A 19,135-nucleotide genomic window follows, 5' to 3' on the forward strand; every position below is an offset into this window, starting at 1 on the left:
GTCGCATGCCAACGAACAGCCCATTGCCTCAAGTCATCAGGACAGATCGTGACCAAAGACGAACTGCGCGCGGAACTGGAGCGCCAGGAGCAACGCTACAAGGATGAACAGGGCGGCGAAGTGACCCTTTACGCCGCACAGTCCGAACCCGAGAAGAAGCCCTGGCGCAAGCGACCCAGCGTGCAGGACAAGGCCTTCGACCGGGAACTGGCGAGAATCGAAGAAGAACGACTGAAAAAGGATCAGGAAGCCCCTTCCCTATAAACGCAGGTACCGCACCGGCTGCAAGACCGCCCCGAAATCCATGTGGGAAGTCATGACGGCACGGGCAGGCAAAGCTCCGTGGGGGAGCCTGCCAGAGCACCTGCATACACTCATCCGACGGGCCGGCAGCCCGGCGTGGAAGCATTGCAATCTTTTTCCACCCTGCCTGAAAGCGCCGTGCGACGTGGCGTCGCGCATTTTGGAGAAACCGATTCAGGCTGAATACGGTGCTCCTGGCTTCTGGCATAATCGCCGCCCCGTCTCCGACCGGTCATAGAATCTTCATGTTCGATCTCTTCAGCGGACTCGATCTCTGGGTGGGTGTCAGCCTGGTGCTGGCACTCGCGTTCGTCCTCGCGTTCGAGTTCATCAACGGCTTCCACGACACCGCCAACGCGGTGGCCACGGTCATCTACACCAAGGCCATGTCCCCGTACCGCGCGGTGATCCTTTCCGGCATCTTCAACTTCCTCGGCGTATTGCTTGGCGGCGTTGGCGTTGCCTATGCGATCGTCCACCTGCTGCCGGTGGAGCTGCTGATCAATGTGAACACCGGCCACGGTCTGGCCATGGTGTTCTCCCTGCTCGCCGCGGCGATCACCTGGAACCTGGGCACCTGGTACTTCGGCATCCCCGCCTCCAGCTCGCATACTCTGATCGGTTCGATCCTCGGCGTGGGCCTGGCCAATGCGCTGATCAACGACGTGCCGCTGGCCGACGGGATCAACTGGGGCAAGGCCATCGACATCGGCCTGTCGCTGATCTTCTCGCCGCTGGCCGGCTTCATCATCGCCGGCGCCCTGCTGATCGGCCTGAAGTGGCTGTACCCGCTGTCGAAGATGCACAAGACCCCGGAGACCCGCCGCGACGTCGACGAGAAGAAGCACCCGCCGTTCTGGAACCGCCTGGTACTGGTGATCTCGGCCATGACCGTGAGCTTCGTGCACGGCTCCAACGACGGCCAGAAAGGCATCGGCCTGATCATGCTGGTACTGATCGGCATCGTCCCGGCCAAGTTCGTCCTCGACCTGAACAGCACCACCTACCAGATCGAGCGCACCCGCGACGCCGCCATCCACCTGCAGCAGTTCTACAACCGCCACTCCGACTCGCTCGGCGAAATGCTCGCCCTGGGCAAGTCCAATGACGCGGACATGCCGGACCTGTACCGCTGCGAGCCGAAGCAGACCGAAGCGACCCTCAAGGGCCTGCTCAAGGACCTGCACGGCGTCTCCAGCTACAACGACCTGAACGACGACGAGCGCGTGCAGGTACGCCGCTACCTGCTGTGCCTGGACGACACCGCGAAGAAGGTCGGCAAGCTCTCCGAACTGCCGTCCCGCGAGAAGGCGGACCTGGAAAAGCTGCGCAAGGACCTGACCAGCACCACCGAATACGCGCCGTTCTGGGTGATCATCGCCGTGGCCCTGGCCCTGGGCATCGGCACCATGGTCGGCTGGAAGCGCGTGGTGCTCACCGTCGGCGAGAAGATCGGCAAGCAGGGCATGACCTATGCCCAGGGCATCGCCGCGCAGCTCACCGCGACCGCCGCCATCGGCATGGCCAACATCTACAGCTTGCCGGTGTCCACGACGCACGTCCTGTCCTCGGGCGTGGCCGGCACCATGGTGGCCAACCGCAGCGGCCTGCAGGGCGGCACGGTGCGCAACATCATCATGGCCTGGATCCTCACCCTGCCGGTGTCGATCGCGCTGGCTGCCGGGCTGTTCTGGCTGTCCTCGCGCTTCGTCGGCTGACCGCCAGCCCGCACCACGAAAAACGCCTGCATTCGCAGGCGTTTTTCTTTTCCGCTACCCGTATTCAGTCTTCTTCGACCAGGACCACCTGGCGCGGCAGGCGGATGACGAAGCGCGCGCCGCCCTTGAAGTTATCCACAGACAGGCTGCCGCCCATGTTGCGGATCAGGTCGTGGCTCACCGACAGGCCCAGCCCGGTGCCCTTGCCGATAGGCTTGGTGGTGAAGAACGGCTCGAAGATGCGCTCCATCAGCTCGCGGTCGATGCCGCCGGCGTTGTCGCGCACGTGCAGCTCCACCCATTCCGATTCGATGCAGTCCTCCTGCGACACACCGACCCAGCGGGCCCCTTCGTTGTCCCTTCCGAGCAGCGCATCGCGGGCATTGGCCAACAGGTTGATCAGTACCTGCTCCAGTTGGTCGGCGTAGCCGCGCACCACCACGCGCTGCAACGGCACGGCGGTTTCCAGGGTGATGCCCTGTTGGGTCAGGCTCTCGCCGAGCAGGGCCAGGGCGCCCTCGCAGGCGTCGTACGGATCGAAGGGCGACGGCTCCAGTTCCGACTTGCGACTGAACACGCCCATGTGGCTGATGACCCGCGACAGCCGGTCGATCTGCGCATCGGCGCGGTCGAGTTTTTCCTTCAGGTAGTCCGGCTCGCCGAGCTTCTGCCGCGCGTTGTACAGCGACATGCGCATGACGTGCAGCGGCTGCTTCATCTCGTGGGCCATGCCGCTGACCATCTCGCCCAGGCTGGCCATCTTGGCGCCCTGGGCCAGTTGCTGCTGGGCGTGGCGCACGGCGGTGTTGTCGCGGCCCACCGCCTGGATTTCCAGCAGGCGACCATCGGCGTCGAGCACGGCACGGTCCGACCAGATCAGCCAGAGATTGCGCTGGCCGGGCAGGCAGAAGCGCAGCTCCCAGGAATCGTCCACCGCGCTCCTGGCGCCGCCCACCAGGCGGGCGCGAAGGGCGCTGCAATCCTGCTCCGACAGCCACTCGTCGAGGCGCCGGCCGAGTAGCGCTTCCACTGGTTCGCCGAGCACCTGGGCGAAGGTGTGGTTGATGAAGGTCAGCTGCAGGCTGGGGTCATAGCGGCAGATCAGCGCCGGCGAGTCCTCCACCAGCACCCGGTAGCGCTCCTCGCTCTCGGCGATCTGCATGGCCGCCAGGCGTTGTTCGGTGACATCCAGCCAGAGGCCCACGGCCTCCTGCGGGATGCCCTGGATATCGCGCAGCAGCTTGGCCTCGTCATACAGCCAGTGCCATTCGCCGGCGCTGTCGCGCAGACGGTACTCGGTGCGCACCCGGCCCTCGCGCAGCAGCTCGCGGCCGCGGTCGAGGAAGGCTTCCAGGTCCTCGGGATGCACCCTTTCAGCCAGCGCCTGCCAGCTCTGCCCCTGCAGGTCGAGGCCGAGCAGGTTGCCGGCGCTCTCGCTGTAGAACTCGGGAATCAGCCGGCCCTCCTCCACCCGCTGCACGTAGATCACCACCGGCGCGCTGTCGATCAGGTTGCGCAGCCGTGCGTGGGCGGCCAGGGCCTGCTCCTCCTGCAACTTGCCTTCGCTGATGTCGAGCAGCACACCATCCATCAGGCGGTCGCCGGCGCGCGCCTGCATGCGCCCCTGCAAGCGCAGCCAACGGCGCGTGTGTTGCGCACCGGCCGGGCGCAGCCGCATGTCCTGTACCAGCCGCCCGCCCGGTTGCAGGTTGCGCAGGCGCAGGCCCAGCTCGTCAGCATCCGCCGGGTGCAATTGCGCCAGCAGATCGGCCAGCGCCAGCTGCGTCTGCCCGGCGGGTAGGCCCAGGCTGGTGGCCACTGCCGGCGACAGCTCGAAAATTTCCTCATCGACCCGCAACCGCCACCAGCCGCCGCCGACCATGTCCTGCAACAGGCTCAGGCGCCGACTGCTGTCGCGCAGGCTGTAGAGTTCGGCGCGTTCGTGCACCAGGTTGGCGAGGATCTCCGCCAGGTATTGCCAGTCGCTCGGCGACGGCCCTGGCCACGACGGCGCGTGCTCCGAGGGCTCGGCGAGCAGGCCGGCCAATCGTCCGCCGCGCACGGGGGCGGGAACCAGGTAAAGACGGTCGCAGCACAGCGCCTGGAGCAGCTCCGAGCGCCCTTCGTCGACGCCCAGCAGGCAGGTGCCGCTGGCCCCGCGCAACTCGCCATCAGGCAGTACCAGCCCCTCGCGCAGCAGGCTGTCGAAGCTCGGCGGAACATGGCAGGCGAAGACCCGCAGCTGTTGATCCGGCCCCTCCAGCAGCAGCGCCATGCTGCGCATGTGGAAGTTGCTGCAGAAGGCTTCCAGCACCTCGCCTACGGCCTCGCCGAGGCGCCGTTGCGAGCTGTGCCGCAGGCGCCCGAGCAACAGCTTGCTGAGGTTCAGGCATTGCAGCTTGTGCTGCTGGCTGTCGGCCTGCCAGTTCAGGTCGGAGATATCGGTGCCCAGCAGCAGGCAGTGCTCGTCGGCCTGCAACACCGCCTGGAAGCGGCAGACCAGCGGCAGGTCGCCGCTGCTGCGCAGCACAAGGTCGAGCCGCTCGCCACCGCGCAGAGTGGTCAGTGGTGTGCCGCCAGGGGCGCGTCGGTCCAGATAGTCCGTCAGTTGCGGCAGCTCGCCGGCCCCGGTCATCGGCACCAGCAGGCGGTGCGCCAGGCTGCCACCGCGGGCAATTACGCGGTCGCGGCTGTCCAGTTCCAGCCACAGGTCCGCGTGCGCGGTGATATCCACCGTCGCCACCTCCGCCGGCGCCACATCCGGCCGCCTGCGTGCCGCCAGCGGCCGGCTGGGGCTGGAAACCTGGGGAGGAGCGTCCTGGGTGCTGGACAGGGAGCGGAGGAAATCGAACATCGCGCGCCTCAGAGCAGGACGCTGGCCTGGCCGCTCAGCACGGCCGGCAGACGGGGTACGGTACCGATCACCGGCAGCGTCAGCAGCGGCACTATGGGTGATGCCGCATAGGGATAGTTCACGCAGACACGGACACGGGTATAGGTACGATTGTTCACCGTCTCGCTGACCGGCGCGTCCATGAACTGCCCGTTGTAGCAGCCGACGCGCCAGGCGGCCGGCATCCAGCTCAGGCGGTCGTTCACCGCAGCATTCACGGCGTTGTTCAGGGCGGCCGTGTAATTGCCGGACGTGGGATTGACCGACACGGCGACCCGCGCCCCGCTCGCCGCCGCATCATTGAACGCCTGCAGCATCAGCAACGGCACGCAATAACCCAGAAGCCCGTAGAGCACTGCGAAGAAGAGTACGAATACCGCGGCAAATTCGATCGCGACCGCCCCCCGCTGCCGGCGTGGGCTGCAGACTCCGTTCATGCGCAGCACTCCTCGAACTAATTCGAAACTTCAATTGACTTGAGGGTTATCGACCCCGCCAGGCAATTCCCCAGCAACTTCTGTCGGGGCCTGCACTTTATGTTCAATACTAGTTGCTGCTGACAAACCGGCAGACAGGCAGAAAGCATTAATACTTACCCCGGAATATGGATATTCACATGCCGTTTGAACTGTTCCTGCTCGCCTGGTGCGCCCTGTGCGGCTACCAGGACCTCCGCGGACTGCGCGTCAGCAACTGGCTGACCCTCGGCGGTGCGGCTCTTGCGGGCGCCTTCCTGCTGCTCGCCGGCCACAGCGTCATCGGCCAGCCGCCAGCGGCCGCGCTGGCTGCAGCGCTGCTGGGGCTGCTGCTCAGCGTGCCGGGCTACTGGCTGGGCAAGCTGGGCGCAGCCGACGTCAAGCTGCTGTTCGCCCTCGGGTTGGCCAGCGACCCGCAGACGCTGCTCTATACCCTCGCCCTGGGCTGCCTGGTCTGCCTTGCCCTGATGCTCGCCAGCAAACTTTTGATTGATTCGGACAAACTACCGGCTAATTGCAATTCGCAATTAGCCAAACTGAGACCGTCAAATTTCAAGTCATTTCCGTTCATCTTTGCACTATTCGCCGGTCTTCTGACGTATATGTCATTCATCCAGTAAATGACAGCGGCTATTGGCATGATCCAGACTTACCGACTATATGCTTAGGGTTAATACCACCCGTCGCAGGGAGTTCCAGCCGGCTTCGTTAATTGAATGATCGGCCGATAAAAACAATGGATAGGATCAATTCCCAAGGAGCGTGCAGTCATGGATAAAACGGCCAATCGTCGTTTCAGCGTCCTGGTCATCGACGACGAGCCCCAGGTCACCGCCGAGCTTGCCGAACTGCTGGAGAACAGCGGCTACCGCTGCCTGGTGAGCGACAGCAAGGACAGTGCCCTGCAGAAGTTCCGCGATGATACCTCGGTCGGCCTGGTCGTCTGCGATCTCGGCCTTGGGCGCGACAACGGCATCCGCGTGGTCGAGGCCCTCAAGGAAGTCGCCGGCTCCGGGCGCTTCTTCGAAACCATCATCCTCACCGGCCAGCAGGGCAGCCAGGAAGTCATCGAGGCCATGCGCGTCGGCGTCGCCGATTACTACCAGAAGCCGGTAGCGCCGATGGAGCTGCTCAAAGGCCTGGAGCGCCTGGAAGCGCGCCTGCACGAGCGCATCCGCAGCCAGCTCAGCCTCAGCCACGTGAACCAGCGCCTGGAATACCTGGCCGAATCGCTCAACTCGATCTCGAGGGATATCCACAAGATCAAGTACGAAGTCCATGGCGGCGGCCAGCCCAGCAGCGCGCTGAAGCCCGAGCAGCCCGAGACGCCGAGCAGCGCACCGAGCAATGCCGAGCAGATGGCCCCGGTGGTGAGCAACCCGCTGTTCAACAAGCTCTCGCCGCGCCAGCAGGCCGTGGCCCGCCTGGTGAGCAAGGGGCTGACCAACTACCAGATCGCCTACGACCTGGGCATCACCGAAAACACCGTGAAGCTCTACGTGTCCCAGGTGCTGCGGCTGATGCACATGCACAACCGCACCCAGCTCGCCCTCGCCCTCTCCCCCGCTGCTGCGCAGAGCAGCGCCGTGCACTGAGCCGCAACTGCGACGACCTTCAGATCAGCAGCTCGGCGCCGCCGGTCTGGAGGTCGATCAGGCGCACGTCGAGAATGCCGGTCTGGATGCCGAGCAGCGACAACAGTGGATCAATCAGTTGCTGCCCCAGCGCGCTGATCAGGGCACCCAGGGCTGCAGTCAGGTTCAATCCAAGGTCCAGGATCGAATTGGCCAGGCTGCTCAAGGTACACAGTAGCCAGCTCAGAAGCGACGCACAGTTGCCACCGGGAGTGAGCTTGATCTCCAGAGAATTTCCCAGACTGGTCAGCCCGGCTCCCAACGAAGAGCCCAGCGGGCTGCTGACTCGCTGCGCCGCAGAGGGAATGCCCTGCGGCGGGGTAACATTGAAGGCCACGGACTGCTCCCCCGGCACTGCCAGATCAACGCTCGAAGTTCCGGTGATGCCATTGGCGCCGGAATTCTTGTTGGTGATAGTGACTCCGAGCAGATTGCCACCAGCGCCGCCGAGCAACCCAACTTTGGCGTTCAGTCCGACACTCGCCACCCCCGGCCTGGCCTTGAGGTTGACCGTAACCGGCTGCCCGGCACCGCCGCACTGAATGCTGTCCAATGCCGCGTAGCCAGGCGCAACCGCAACCGACAGTTTCAGGTCCAGCGTCACCAGGTTCAGGTTGAGCAGATTGGATACGGCACCGACGTCCAGTTGCACCTGGGCATTACGGGCAATTGTTCGCCAGTTACCGGAGGCATCCTTGCCGGGGTAGCCGATGGCGATGGTGGGTGGCGAAATCACCGTCAGCTTTACCGTAGGCGTCGTCCCAAGAACATTCTTGCCTGCCAGGTTGACGTTGACCGCATGGTTCATGTTGGCCAACTGGGCTGTCGCCATCAGCAGATCGAACAAGTTTACGGTGGCGTTGAGCGCCTCGTCGGCCACTTCGCCCGGAGCCACCACTTTTATGATCTGCCCCAGCGTGAGCTGCGCACCCGGCACGTTGATACCGGCCAATGCAGTGCGCAATAGCGCCACATTGACGCCTGCCAACTGCGAAGCATCCGCCGCATTGATCATCGCCTGGATCAACTGAACCGCGCTGACATTGGCGTTGAGCAGGCTGTCCAGATCACCCAGCTTGAGATTCACCCCCGCTGCCTGCAGTTGCTGACTGAGGGCGAGCAGCGAGATGTTCGCCCCGGCGATGCCCTGGTAGGTCACCGCATCCAGGTTCAGCGTGGTGCCGAGCAGGCCGCCGAGCAGGGCATTGAGCAACGGTGAATTGCTGGAATTGAGGCTGAGCACGCCGCTGCCGGCAGAAATGCCCGCCATGGCCGTACGCCGGGCGGTGGCCTGGGCGCTCAGGGTCAGGCGCGTCGGCAGGTTGCTGAACAGGCTGGCGACGTTGAGTACCAGGCTGGTGGGGACGTTGTGGGTCACCTGGACCCGCACCGAGTCCGCCATATCGCCGCCGGGGCTGAAAGTCCTGCGCGTTTGCGCCGCGCCATAGCCGCCATCGAGACTGACGGTACCCAGCACTCCGCTCAGCGTTTCCCCGGCAACTGGCACGAAATTGTTGCGCGCCGCGCTGGCCGTGACGTAGCCCTGGACGGTCGCCGCATCCTGGGCGCCGCACATGCCGCTGAGCGTCGCCGCCTCCAGCGCCGCCATGTCGGCCACGCGCTGCAGTTTGCGCTGCTCGTTGTACAGGCGCCCGGTATCGATCACCAGGGCCAGGCAGACCAACGCCATCAGCAGCGTGATCGCCGCCATGACGCCGATTGCGCCCCGCTGCCGCTCGCGTCCCATGGCACGCTCCCGCAAGGCTTACTTGCTGCCGGTGTTGAAGTCCTTGTCGTCGAGCAGATACTCGGGAATCTCGTGGGTATAGCTCTTCAGGTATCGCTGGTAGGCGCGATCACGCTCGGCGGGGGTCGCGCTCTGCAGGTTGGTCGAGGCGGCCCGCCCGCTGGATTGCAGCTCCAGCCAGGTCAGCACCTCCTGCTGGTCACGGGCAGTCGTGCCCGGTGGTGTATTGCTCCGCTCGACAGCCGAAGCCAGCAGCGGCGTGGCGAATACCGCGACGGCCAGAATCCATGCCTTCATCGCCCTTCTCCTGCCCGCTTCAGCGGGCCTTGACCAGCAGTTTGGCGTCCCGCGCAGCGGCAGGCGTCTTGTCATCCAGCAGCGGCCGCGCCGGTTGTACCGGCTCGTCCACGTAGCCCACGCTTTCCACTTCCACCGCCGGCGCTCCCGGAGTGCTGGTGGGGCTGGACGGGCGCAGCGAATCCGCCTGGTCCTTGGCGGCACGCACCTGGTCGGCGGACAGCCCGACACTCTGGATCAGCCGGTTGGCCTCGCTGCTCTCGCCTTGCATGAACATCAGGCTGAGCAGATTGGTGGCTGGCAGCTTGTCGTGCTCGTCCAGCTCCATGGCGGTGATGAATTCGAAGCGCGCCTTTTCCAGCTCGCCGCGGCTGAGCAGGACGTAGCCCAGGTCATTGCGCAAGGCACTGTCGGTTGGCTGCAGCCGCGCGGCCTCGCGCAGCTCGCGCTCGGCAGTCACGGTATTACCGCCGCGCATGGCGATCTGTCCCAGGCCGTGGTGGGCCTCGGCGGCCTTGCAGGTGCTCAGCAGCCCCTGGTAGATCGCCTGTGCCCGCGGGTCGCCAATGCGGCGCAGCGCCAGCGCCTTGCTCTCCTGCACTTCGAGGGAATTCGGCGGCAGGGTTTCCAGGTTGGCCAGGGCGGCGTGGGCGCGGCCGTTGTCGAGCATCTCCCGCGCCAGATTGAGCTGCAGCTCGACCGACTGGCCCAGGTGCTCGCTGCAGCTCTGGCCGACACTCGGCCCACCCAGCGTTTCGAGGTTGGCGCAGCCGCCGAGCGCAAGGCTCAGCACACCGATGGCAATCGCGTTTCTCATCCCATGCTCCCCAGTGCCTTGGTGATCGCGAGGAAACCCGGCCCGGCGAGGATGATCAGCAGTGCCGGAAACAGCAGCAGCATCATCACCAGGCTCATCTTCGCCGACAGCTTGCTGACCTTTTCCTGCAAGGACGTCAGCCGCCGGTCTTCGAACAATTGCTTGAGGGTGAGCAGCGAAGCCCGCGCGCTGCCGCCCTGGCGCACCATCTGGCGCAGCACGTTGCAGCAGTCGGTCAGCTCGGCCACGCGCAGGCGCTTGCTGAGCTTCTCCAGTTCCTCGGCCAGGTCCAGGCCGCTGTCGGCGTGGGCAAGCACGCCGTCGAGCTCGGTGGCCAGCACCGGCACGATGCTCCGCCCCTCGCGGCAGACCACGCGCAGGCTCTGCTCCACGGTGAGACCGGAATCGAAGAGGATGCGGATCAGCTGGATGAACAGGATCACTTCACTCGCCAGCCGATCGCGGCGCTTGCCGGCGAAATGAGCGAGGACACGCTTGGGCAGCAGGAAGCCGATGCCACCGGCGAAGGCCAGCGGCAGCAGTGGCGAAGTGTCGGCGTGGCCGGGCATCGCCAGGACGATGAGCACCCCGGCCATGAACAGCAGCGGGCACAGCACGACCGCCAGCAGGTACAGGCTGCGCGGGGTGTTACCGCCCCAGCCGGCCTGTTGCAGCAATAGGCGAACTTCTTCGTCACGCAGCTGCACCCGTTGGCCCAGCCCGCTGCCGCCCACACGGTCGAGCATGTCGGCCATGCGCCGCCCGCCCGAGCGTGGCAACTGCGTACTGCCCAGGCGCTGTTCGATCAGCCGCTGCTCGCGGTCGGCGGCACGGCTTTGCGAGAGCACCAGGATGATCGCTGCGAGGGCGAGGATCACGGCGAGAATCAGGTAGGTGACAGGCATGGCGGCGGCCTCACACGCTTTTCAGCATGCGCCAGAGCGTGTAGCACCCCAGCACCTGCAATCCGAGGGACGTCAGCAGCAACAGACGGCCGCCATGGTCGAGCCACATGTTCATCAGGTAGCCCGGATTGGTGAACAGAATGTAGGCACCCAGGCCGACCGGCAGCACCGCCAGGACCAGTGCGCTCAGACGCGTCTCGCCGGTCATAGCGCGCAGCTGGCGGCTCAGTTTTTCCCGCTCGTGGATGACCTTGATGATGTTTTCCAGCAGATCGGTGGTGTTGCCGCCGTAGCGATGGTTCACCGCCACTCCAAGGGAGAACACGTGCAGCTCTTCCACGTCGTAGAGCTCCGCTACTTCCTGCAACGCCTCGGGCAGGCTGATGCCGAGCTGAACGTGGTTGTTCACCAGCGAGAAGATTTCCCGCAGCGGGTCTTCCGAGGCACTGACGCCCTGGGTAATCGCATCGCCCAGGGTGCGCCCCGAGTGCAGGCTGCGGACCACCTGGTCGAGGAAGTTGGGCATCTGCCGGATCATCTTCTGCAGGCGCCTGCGATAGAGCACGTTGAGCAGCAGATGGAAGCCCAGCACCACCAGCAGCAGGCCGCCGAATGCGCCTAGCGGGCCGAACAGCCGATAGCCCAGCAGCCCCAGCAAAAGTGCCGCGATGGCCAGGCCGAACCACCAGCGGCGGTTGTCGGTGATGCCCGCGCGACGCATGCGCCGTGCCAGCCAGTGACTGCTGCGGACCCGCGCAGCGCTCACCGCCGGGTCCTCGCCACTCAGGCGGCGCATCACCAGCTCGTTGTGTCGGGCGCGCCAGCTCATCGCGCTCATCAGCACGCCCAGCGCCGCCAGCACGACGCTGGCCAGTGTCAGCAGCGCCGCGCCGCTCACATCAGCACCTGGCGGAACTTCAGCCCGCTGGGCTGCGCGGTGCGGACGAACTGCCCGCTGCCGCGCCGGTCGAGGCTGAACAGGGAGTTGGTGACGTACACGCCGTCGCGCACTTCCAGCACTTCGAGAATCTCGCTGATGCAGCGGCGGCCGTTGGACAGGCGAGTGATCTGCACGATGATGTCCAGCGCCGAGCAGAGCATCTGCCGCAGCGTCTGCTCGGCCACCTTCTGCCCGGTCAGGCCGACCAGCATCTCCAGGCGCAGCAGCGAATCCATCGCCGAGTTGGCGTGCACCGTACTCATCGAACCGTCGTGGCCGGTGTTCATCGCCTGCAGCACGTCGAGCACTTCGACACCGCGGATCTCGCCGAGGATGATGCGGTCCGGACGCATCCGCAAAGCGTTGCGGATCAGGTCGCGGGCAGTCACCTCGCCATAGCCCTCGGCGTTCGGCGGGCGGGTTTCCAGGCGCACCACGTGGTCGTGGCCCAGTTGCAGCTCGGCGGTGTCCTCGATGGTGACGATGCGCTCGCGCTCGTCGATGAAGCTGCTCATCACGTTGAGCAGCGTGGTCTTGCCAGTGCCGGTGCCGCCGCTGATGAGGATGTTGCAGCGGCTCGCCACGGCCTGGCGGAGGAACGCCAGCATGGTTTCGTCGACGCTCTGGTAGGCCAGCAGGTCGGCGCTCTTGAGCAGCTCCTTGCTGAACTTGCGGATCGACAGGCAGGGGCCGTCCAGCGCCACCGGCGGAATGATCGCGTTGACCCGGCTGCCATCGGGCAGGCGCGCGTCGACCATCGGGCTGGACTCGTCCAGCCGCCGCCCCAGGGGCGCGAGGATGCGCTGGATGACGCGCTGCACGTGGTGGTCGTCGATGAAGCGCAGGTCGCTCTGGTACAGCCGGCCCTCATGCTCGATGAACACCCGGTCGGGGCCGTTCACCAGGATTTCCGAAATGCCGGGATCTCGCAGGAGGATTTCCAGCGGGCCGAAGCCGGTCAGCTCGTCCACCACCTCCTCGGCGAGGCGATCCAGCTCGTAGCGCGAGATCGCCAGCTGGCGGCGCGCGGCGTATTCGCAGACCTTCTCGGAGACGTACTGCGCCACCGCCGGGCGCGCACCCTCCAGCAGGTTCATGCCGTCTTCGTCGATCTCGTCGATGATGTAGCGGTGCAGGCGCATCTTCAGCGTCTGCAGGTCCTGGTCATGACGGCCATGCCCGCCGCCGTAGTGCTGGCTCATGGGCGCGCGGCCTTGGCTCGGCCAATCCAGGCGAACAGCCCGCGCTTCTCGGCCACACCCGCGCCCAGCGCTTCGGCGAGGTCACGCAGTTTCACCGTCAACGGGTCGCGCGGCGCCAGGTCGAACAAACTCTGGCCGACGTTCTTGGCGCGCAGGCGAGCTTCCGGCGAGGCCGGCAGAACGCCAAACAGCTCCAGGCCGAACATCTTGCCAAGCGCCGGCGCATCCGGCGGTACCGACGGCCAGTAGCGTTCGATCAGCAATTCGACCCTCGGCAGCGAAGGCGTGCGCTCGCGCAGGCGGCGCAGGCGCTCAAGGCCCTTCTTGCAGGACGGCACGCTCTGGTCCACCAGCCACAGCACGCGGCTGGCCTGAATCAGCAGTTGGCCACTGAGCTCGCCTTCGGCAAGCCCGGTGAGGTTGATCAGGATATGGCTGAAGGCGCTGCGCAGGTTGCCCAGCAGCAGGTACAGCTCGGCGGTGGTGATGCGCTCCAGCACGCCGGGTTCGTCCGACAGGCTGAGCACGCGCAGGCCGGACTCGTGGCGGGTGAAGGCGCTGTCGATCAACGTCTGGTCGAGGCGACGCAGGTTGCGCATGGCATCGGCGAAGGTGAAGGACGGCTCCATGCCGAGGATGGCCAGCGCCTCGCCGGTGGGCTGGCCGATGTCCACCAGCAGCACGCGATGCTCGGGCTGGCGTTGCAGCGCCAGCGCCAGGTGCAACGCGACGAAGGCGCCGTCGGCATCCGGACGGGCGCTGACCAGGCTGATCAGCTCGCCCTGCTGGGTGGCGCTCACCGGCACCGTCGGCAGGCGCCCTCCCAGTCGACGGATCAAGCCGCTCAGCTCGCTCGCGCGGGCGCCGTAGGTGACGAAGTCCCGCGCGCCGGCCCGCATCGCCGCGAGCACCAACTGGTTATCCAGGCCGTCGCCGATGGCCACCACCGAGAGCAGCGGGCGGGCCGATACCAGCCCTTCGATCAGCGAGCTCTGCGCCACCACGTTGGCCTTGTTCAGGCTGGTGAACAGCACGCTGGAGCCGGTGACATCCAGCAGCGCCAGCAGCTCTTCCAGGGTCCCGCTGCTGGCGAGCACCACCTGGCCGCAGCCGGACAGGCTGCTCTGCAGCCACTCCTGCTCCCCGGGGTGCTGGACCAGTGCCACAAAGGTCTGACTCATGCCCGTGCTCCCTTCCTTTGCCTTGCGCCCCGCTCTCTGGCGGGATATCGCTTCGTAGGTATCCATCAGCGTGACATCCCGCTACTGGCCTTGCGTTTGTCGAACCGGCCGTCTTCCAGGAAGTAGAACTCGGCAAAGCCGGGGTCGTAGTTGCGCAGCCCCTCGCCGGGCAGGGTCGGCAGCGCGGCGGTGGCGGCCAGCGGCTGGACCAGGTGCGGGGTGACGATCATCAGCAGCTCACGGTCGTCCTTGTCCAGGTTCGAGGAGCGGAACAGCGCGCCGATGACCGGGATGCTGCCCAGGAAGGGGAACTTGTCGATGTTGCTGATGGTGTTGCTGCTGATCAGGCCGCTGATCACGAAGCTCTCGCCATCGGCCAGCATCACGCTGGTGTCGGTGCGCCGCACGTTGAGCGCGGGGACGGTGATATCGGCGGTACGGATACCGTTGGAGAAGTCCAGCTCGCTGACCTCCGGCGCCACCTTCAGGGCGATGCGGCGGTCGGTCATCACCGTTGGCGTCAGGGTCAGGCGTACGCCGAACTCCTTGTACTCGATGGTGATGTTGTTGTTATCGCCATTGGGCACCGGGATCGGGAACTCGCCACCGGCCAGGAAGGAAGCACTCTGCCCGCTGGTAGCCACCAGGCTCGGCCGCGCCAGGGTGTAGGCGAAGCCGCTGCCTTCCAGAGCGTTGATGAAGCCCAGCCACTTGCTGCTGCCGCCGCCCCAGATGATGTTGAAGCCGCTCTGGTTGGTACCGAAGTTGCCGCCCAGACCACCATCGGTGCCCACTTCGAGGTTGCCCAGGCTGCCCGGCGAGCCGAGCACGAAGGTGTTGGAGCCGCGCCGCACCAGCGAAGTGCTGGCCTGTTTGAGCTTGCTGCGGCTGACCTCGACGAAACGGATATCGGTCTGCACCTGATTGGGCAGCCCGCCGGAAGCGCCAACGGCCACACCGGCGACGTCGCCAACAGCCCGCGAGCCAACGCGCACCACGGTGCGCAGCGGCTGGTCGCTGCAACTGGTCCAGATCAGCAGGCTGGTGAGGCCCTCGGCCTTGCCGGTGACCAGGAAGTCCTTCTTGTCCAGCACCTGCACGTCGGCAATGTTCGGATCGCCGATGGCCAGCCGCTTGATCGGCACCGGCAGCTGCTGGTCGCGCTGGGCGCCCTGCTCGACATCGAGGTTCAGCTGCTGGTTGGCGAACCCCGCGCAGGCACTCGGTACGGCCTGCGCCGTAGAGTGCACGACACAGGCCAGCAGGGTGATCAGGGGAAGGATGAAGCGCTTGGACATCGATGCACTCCTTGCTCAATGGGCTTCACGGGAAACTTCGGTACCGCGGTAGACCACCACCCCGGAGCTCACCGCAGGCGCGGACACCTGGCGCACGGCCGGCGCGGCGTTCGGGCGCGGCTTGCCGATCAGCTGTTCGAGGGTAATCGGCTGGCTGCTGGGGGGGCCCAGCGAGGCCTGCAGGTAACCGCCCTCCTCCGCCTTCTCGTAGAGCTTCTCGTCCTTGCTGCGCACCGCCAGGCGCAGCGAGCCGGCCTGGGCCGCCAGCATCAGGCGCGCAGCGGCCTCGGCGGGCACCGCCAGCACCGCGGTGCGCGGTGGGCGCGGGGTCTTGTCCTTGGGATCTCCGGCATTGCGTGCCTGGCCGTCGGCGGAAACGGCAATCTGCTCGCCGTAGGTCAGCACCCGAACACCGGGCAGCACCACCTGGGCGCTGATGTTGCGTTCGGTGCCTTGCTGGTCCTGGACGAAGAGCATGACGTCGACGTAGTCGCCGGGAAGCACGAAGCCGCCGCCGCCGATCACCTCGTCCACGGCGATTGCCATGGCCCGCTCGTTCGGCCGGATGGTGCGCGCCAGCGGCCCGCCCGGCTCGACCACGGCAGCGGAAAGAATGCTTCCGGCCGGCACCGCGACCCAGACGCGCTGACCGATCAGGGATTCGGGCTTGGGATAGCTGCCAGCCGGAGCCGTGCGCAGCAGTTCGATACTGAGGTCATCCTTGCTGATCACCGCCAGCGCTGGCAGGTCGCGGGCTGCCATAACCACCGGCGTGCGCTGCAGCTTGTCGGCCTCGCCCAGGGCGGCAGGCGCCATTTCCTGGGGGGCTCCGGCCAAAGGAGCCGCGGGCTTGCCAACCTTGAGACCGAGGTACCCCACCACACCGGCGCACAGCAGCAACAGCCCGGCGAAAACCATCAGCACCTTGCTATTCATGACCAATTCCCTGGGATGGTAGCGGGGGCGGACCAACGGTCCGCAGCCTTGTCGAAAGTCACTTCACCGGGATTGCCGGCAGACGTCCTTCAGACCTTTATTGTTGTTTCGGCAAGCACTGGAATATCGATAAGAATCATTTCTCATAATCAGCCTTCGCTTGTTCCAAGGCTGAATCTAGTAGCTGCGTTAATAGCGTCAAATGTCCGGATTGAATTTCCGCTCGATAATTACTTATATGTCGGCAGCATTATAACTTTGGTATTAGCGCTATTTGCACAATTGCATTCGGCCATACGACGCCTAGCCTGACGATGAAGTCGGGGCGCCGCCCCGGTGGTATCGGCAAGGAGCACCGTGATGAATCTGAACCTCAAAGACGTCGGCCTGAAGTTCTACTGCAGGGCCAAAGCGCTGGTAACCGAACAGGAAGGTGCAACCGCCATCGAATATGCGGTTATTGCCGGATTGATCGCGGTGGTGATTATTGCAGGGGCGCGAGTATTGGGTACCGACCTCAACGCACTGTTCAACAGCATTGCCGGCCAAATACCGTAACAGCAGGCGGAAATGTAACTTCCGCAATACATGAATACTTCCGCCCAGCCACGGTTTACTGTGGCTGGGCGGATTTCTATGCTGAAGTCTTAAAGTAATCCCACCTGCCGCCGATATATCCTGCCGACCCCTTGTTCCACCTGCAGGATGCTTTTGAAATGCTTCGCTCGCTGTCCTTCTCCCGGAAGATTCTTCTGGCGGCCTCCCTCGTGGTGACGTTCGCCTTCGCCTGTTTCATCCTCTTCAACGATTTCCGCCAGCGCCAGGCGATCCACGCCGATACCGAAGGCTACCTGACCGAGGTCGGCAGCCTCACCGCCAGCAACATCCAGAGCTGGCTGGAAGGCCGTATCCAGCTGGTGGAGGCCGAGGCCGCGCAGCTGGCCGATGGCGAGCCGACGCCCGAGCGCATCCAGCATGTGCTGGAACAACAGGTATTCCAGAAGAACTTCGAGTCGGTCTACCTGGGTGAAGCCGCCAGCGGCGTGTTCACCATGCGCCCCTACGCGCCGATGCCCGACGGCTACGACCCGCGCACCCGCGGCTGGTACAAGGACGCCGTGGCCGCCGGCCGCCTGATCGTCACCGAGCCCTTCCTCGATGCCGGCACCAACGAACAGATCCTCGCGATGTCGATGCCGGTGATGCGCAACGGCCAACTGGTCGGCGTGGCCGCTGGCGACATGAAGCTGGAGACCATCACTGCGATCATCAACTCGCTGAAGTTCGACGGCGACGGCTATGCCTTCCTGGTCAGTGACGCCGGCAAGATCCTCCTGCACCCGGACAGCAGCCTGGTGTTCAAGAGCCTCGGCGAGGTCTACCAGCAGGGCGCGCCCAGAGTGCAGCCGGGCGTGCAGGAAGTCAGCATCAACGGCAAGGACCAACTGGTGTCGATGACCCCGGTGAAAGGCCTGCCGGGTGTCACCTGGTACGTTGCGCTGGTGCTCGACAAGGAATCCGCCTACTCGATGCTCAGCGACTTCCGCAACACCGCGATCATCGCCACGGTGATCGCCATCGTCGCCATCCTGTTCCTGCTCGGCATGCTGATCCGCGTGCTGATGGCGCCGCTGACCGACATGGGCCGCGCCATGCAGGACATCGCCCAGGGCGACGGCGACCTGACCCAGCGCCTGAAAGTCGCCAGCAACGACGAGTTCGGCGTGCTGGCCAATGCCTTCAACCGCTTCGTCGAACGTATCCACGAATCGATCCGCGAGGTGGCTTCCACCGCGCGCAGCCTGCATGACGTGTCGCAGCTGGTGGTGAATGCCTCCAACTCGTCGATGAGCAATTCCGACGAGCAATCCAACCGCACCAACAGCGTCGCTGCGGCAATCAACGAACTGGGCGCCGCTGCCCAGGAAATCGCTCGCAACGCCGCTGACGCCTCGCACCACGCCACCGATGCTTCGCACCAGGCCGGCGATGGCCGCCAGGTAGTCGAGCAGACCATCAGCGCGATGAACCTGCTGTCCGACAAGATCAGCTCCGCCTGCGCCAACATCGAGGCGCTGAACAGCCGCACGGTGAACATCGGGCAGATCCTGGAAGTGATCAAGGGCATCTCCGAGCAGACCAACCTGCTGGCGCTGAACGCCGCCATCGAGGCCGCCCGCGCCGGTGAAGCCGGCCGCGGCTTCGCCGTGGTGGCGGACGAGGTGCGCAACCTGGCGCATCGCGCCCAGGAATCTGCGCAGGAAATCCAGAAGATGATCGAAGAGCTGCAGATCGGCGCCCGCGAAGCCGTGGACACCATGACCGAGAGCCAGCGCTACAGCCTGGAGAGCGTGGAGATCGCCAACCGCGCCGGCGAGCGCCTGGCCAGCGTCACCCACCGCATCGGCGAGATCGACTCGATGAACCAGTCGGTGGCCACCGCCACCGAGGAGCAGACCGCCGTGGTCGACTCGCTGAACATGGACATCACCGAGATCAACACGCTGAACCAGGAGGGCGTGGAAAACCTGCAAGCCACCCTGCGCGCCTGCGCTGACCTGGAGAACCAGGCTGGCCGTCTGCGCCAGCTGGTGGACAGCTTCCGCATCTGATTTTTGCTGACATGAAAAAGGCGCCTTCGGGCGCCTTTTTCATGGGTACCGGTTTGGCTTCGGCAGAGGATCACCCTGTAGGAGCGGACCTTGTCCGCGAAGAGGTCCGCTTTCTGCCGGGCCGTTCCGGGAGCGCCGGTCAGGCTTCGCGGACAAGGTCCGCTCCTACGGGGCGA

Annotated in this window: 17 protein-coding genes; 6 read left to right on the plus strand and 11 right to left on the minus strand. The window is 65.3% G+C overall.

Annotation, left to right across the window (positions count from 1 at the left end; all coding sequences use genetic code 11):
* The first annotated feature begins 48 nt into the window (after positions 1 to 48).
* Together QO207_RS22370 and QO207_RS22375 are read left to right on the plus strand one after the other, a co-directional pair.
* On the plus strand, positions 49 to 264 hold the full coding sequence (locus QO207_RS22370; protein ID WP_301534487.1) for a hypothetical protein: 216 nt from the start codon (positions 49 to 51) through the stop codon (positions 262 to 264).
* 284 nt (positions 265 to 548) lie between these two features.
* Positions 549 to 2,021 carry an inorganic phosphate transporter gene (locus QO207_RS22375; RefSeq protein ID WP_301534488.1) on the plus strand — a complete coding sequence of 491 codons (1,473 nt, stop codon included), beginning with the start codon at positions 549 to 551 and terminating at the stop codon, positions 2,019 to 2,021.
* 64 nt (positions 2,022 to 2,085) lie between these two features.
* On the opposite strand, the gene QO207_RS22380 is transcribed toward QO207_RS22375, so the two are convergent.
* Both QO207_RS22380 and QO207_RS22385 read right to left on the minus strand, forming a co-directional pair.
* On the minus strand, positions 2,086 to 4,875 hold the full coding sequence (locus QO207_RS22380; protein ID WP_301534489.1) for a PAS domain-containing sensor histidine kinase: 2,790 nt from the start codon (positions 4,873 to 4,875) through the stop codon (positions 2,086 to 2,088).
* An 8-nt stretch (positions 4,876 to 4,883) separates the two neighbouring features.
* On the minus strand, positions 4,884 to 5,351 hold the full coding sequence (locus QO207_RS22385) for a TadE/TadG family type IV pilus assembly protein (RefSeq protein ID WP_301534490.1): 468 nt from the start codon (positions 5,349 to 5,351) through the stop codon (positions 4,884 to 4,886).
* Between the two features lie 179 nt (positions 5,352 to 5,530).
* Here QO207_RS22385 and QO207_RS22390 point away from each other — a divergent pair, with 179 nt between their 5' ends.
* Positions 5,531 to 6,010 carry a prepilin peptidase gene (locus QO207_RS22390; protein ID WP_301534491.1) on the plus strand — a complete coding sequence of 160 codons (480 nt, stop codon included), beginning with the start codon at positions 5,531 to 5,533 and terminating at the stop codon, positions 6,008 to 6,010.
* 150 nt (positions 6,011 to 6,160) lie between these two features.
* Positions 6,161 to 6,985, plus strand: a complete 825-nt coding sequence (locus QO207_RS22395) for a response regulator transcription factor (RefSeq protein WP_301534492.1) — start codon at positions 6,161 to 6,163, stop codon at positions 6,983 to 6,985.
* A 19-nt stretch (positions 6,986 to 7,004) separates the two neighbouring features.
* Here QO207_RS22395 and QO207_RS22400 read toward each other — a convergent pair whose 3' ends face one another.
* From QO207_RS22400 to cpaB, 9 genes are all read right to left on the minus strand, one after another.
* The gene (locus QO207_RS22400; RefSeq protein ID WP_301534493.1) at positions 7,005 to 8,771 is read right to left on the minus strand and encodes a pilus assembly protein TadG-related protein; all 1,767 of its coding nucleotides are present in this window, start codon (positions 8,769 to 8,771) and stop codon (positions 7,005 to 7,007) included.
* An 18-nt stretch (positions 8,772 to 8,789) separates the two neighbouring features.
* Positions 8,790 to 9,068, minus strand: a complete 279-nt coding sequence (locus tag QO207_RS22405; protein ID WP_301534494.1) for a DUF3613 domain-containing protein — start codon at positions 9,066 to 9,068, stop codon at positions 8,790 to 8,792.
* A 19-nt stretch (positions 9,069 to 9,087) separates the two neighbouring features.
* A complete protein-coding gene (locus QO207_RS22410) occupies positions 9,088 to 9,885 on the minus strand; it encodes a hypothetical protein (protein ID WP_301534495.1) in 798 nt (265 codons plus the stop codon).
* Positions 9,882 to 10,790, minus strand: coding sequence for a type II secretion system F family protein (locus tag QO207_RS22415; RefSeq protein ID WP_301534496.1), 909 nt, complete (start codon positions 10,788 to 10,790; stop codon positions 9,882 to 9,884). The genes QO207_RS22410 and QO207_RS22415 overlap by 4 nt, the downstream gene beginning before the upstream one ends.
* Positions 10,791 to 10,800: 10 nt before the next feature.
* Positions 10,801 to 11,688 (minus strand): type II secretion system F family protein, encoded by an 888-nt coding sequence (locus tag QO207_RS22420; protein WP_301534497.1) that lies wholly within the window; start codon positions 11,686 to 11,688, stop codon positions 10,801 to 10,803.
* Entirely contained in the window at positions 11,685 to 12,932 is a 1,248-nt protein-coding gene (gene tadA / locus QO207_RS22425) for a type 4b pilus Flp biogenesis ATPase TadA (RefSeq protein ID WP_301534498.1), read from the minus strand. The genes QO207_RS22420 and tadA overlap by 4 nt, the downstream gene beginning before the upstream one ends.
* Entirely contained in the window at positions 12,929 to 14,113 is a 1,185-nt protein-coding gene (gene tadZ / locus QO207_RS22430) for a type 4b pilus Flp biogenesis protein TadZ (protein WP_301534499.1), read from the minus strand. Before tadZ ends, tadA begins: the two co-directional genes overlap by 4 nt.
* A 65-nt stretch (positions 14,114 to 14,178) precedes the next feature.
* Positions 14,179 to 15,411, minus strand: coding sequence for a type II and III secretion system protein family protein (locus tag QO207_RS22435; RefSeq protein WP_301534500.1), 1,233 nt, complete (start codon positions 15,409 to 15,411; stop codon positions 14,179 to 14,181).
* A gap of 15 nt (positions 15,412 to 15,426) precedes the next feature.
* Positions 15,427 to 16,347: a Flp pilus assembly protein CpaB gene (cpaB, locus tag QO207_RS22440; RefSeq protein ID WP_301534501.1), complete on the minus strand. Its 921-nt coding sequence runs from the start codon at positions 16,345 to 16,347 to the stop codon at positions 15,427 to 15,429.
* A gap of 360 nt (positions 16,348 to 16,707) precedes the next feature.
* Between cpaB and QO207_RS22445 the strand changes: the two genes are divergently transcribed.
* Both QO207_RS22445 and QO207_RS22450 read left to right on the plus strand, forming a co-directional pair.
* Complete coding sequence (locus QO207_RS22445; RefSeq protein WP_301534502.1) at positions 16,708 to 16,905, plus strand: Flp family type IVb pilin; 198 nt, start codon at positions 16,708 to 16,710, stop codon at positions 16,903 to 16,905.
* A gap of 158 nt (positions 16,906 to 17,063) precedes the next feature.
* A complete protein-coding gene (locus tag QO207_RS22450; protein WP_301534503.1) occupies positions 17,064 to 18,959 on the plus strand; it encodes a methyl-accepting chemotaxis protein in 1,896 nt (631 codons plus the stop codon).
* Positions 18,960 to 19,135 lie beyond the last annotated feature (176 nt).

The organism is Pseudomonas sp. CAN1 (assembly GCF_030462585.1).
In the GTDB taxonomy this organism is placed as follows: Bacteria; Pseudomonadota; Gammaproteobacteria; order Pseudomonadales; family Pseudomonadaceae; genus Pseudomonas.

Bases quoted from the DNA above. Each gene is read 5' to 3' on its own strand.
- QO207_RS22375 (WP_301534488.1), top strand. From the start codon at position 549: ATGTTCGATCTCTTCAGCGGACTCGATCTCTGGGTGGGTGTCAGCCTG.
- QO207_RS22380 (WP_301534489.1), bottom strand. From the start codon at position 4,875: ATGTTCGATTTCCTCCGCTCCCTGTCCAGCACCCAGGACGCTCCTCCC.
- QO207_RS22385 (WP_301534490.1), bottom strand. From the start codon at position 5,351: ATGAACGGAGTCTGCAGCCCACGCCGGCAGCGGGGGGCGGTCGCGATC.
- QO207_RS22390 (WP_301534491.1), top strand. From the start codon at position 5,531: ATGCCGTTTGAACTGTTCCTGCTCGCCTGGTGCGCCCTGTGCGGCTAC.
- QO207_RS22395 (WP_301534492.1), top strand. From the start codon at position 6,161: ATGGATAAAACGGCCAATCGTCGTTTCAGCGTCCTGGTCATCGACGAC.
- QO207_RS22400 (WP_301534493.1), bottom strand. From the start codon at position 8,771: ATGGGACGCGAGCGGCAGCGGGGCGCAATCGGCGTCATGGCGGCGATC.
- QO207_RS22405 (WP_301534494.1), bottom strand. From the start codon at position 9,068: ATGAAGGCATGGATTCTGGCCGTCGCGGTATTCGCCACGCCGCTGCTG.
- QO207_RS22410 (WP_301534495.1), bottom strand. From the start codon at position 9,885: ATGAGAAACGCGATTGCCATCGGTGTGCTGAGCCTTGCGCTCGGCGGC.
- QO207_RS22415 (WP_301534496.1), bottom strand. From the start codon at position 10,790: ATGCCTGTCACCTACCTGATTCTCGCCGTGATCCTCGCCCTCGCAGCG.
- tadA (WP_301534498.1), bottom strand. From the start codon at position 12,932: ATGAGCCAGCACTACGGCGGCGGGCATGGCCGTCATGACCAGGACCTG.
- tadZ (WP_301534499.1), bottom strand. From the start codon at position 14,113: ATGAGTCAGACCTTTGTGGCACTGGTCCAGCACCCCGGGGAGCAGGAG.
- QO207_RS22435 (WP_301534500.1), bottom strand. From the start codon at position 15,411: ATGTCCAAGCGCTTCATCCTTCCCCTGATCACCCTGCTGGCCTGTGTC.
- cpaB (WP_301534501.1), bottom strand. From the start codon at position 16,347: ATGAATAGCAAGGTGCTGATGGTTTTCGCCGGGCTGTTGCTGCTGTGC.
- QO207_RS22445 (WP_301534502.1), top strand. From the start codon at position 16,708: ATGAATCTGAACCTCAAAGACGTCGGCCTGAAGTTCTACTGCAGGGCC.
- QO207_RS22450 (WP_301534503.1), top strand. From the start codon at position 17,064: ATGCTTCGCTCGCTGTCCTTCTCCCGGAAGATTCTTCTGGCGGCCTCC.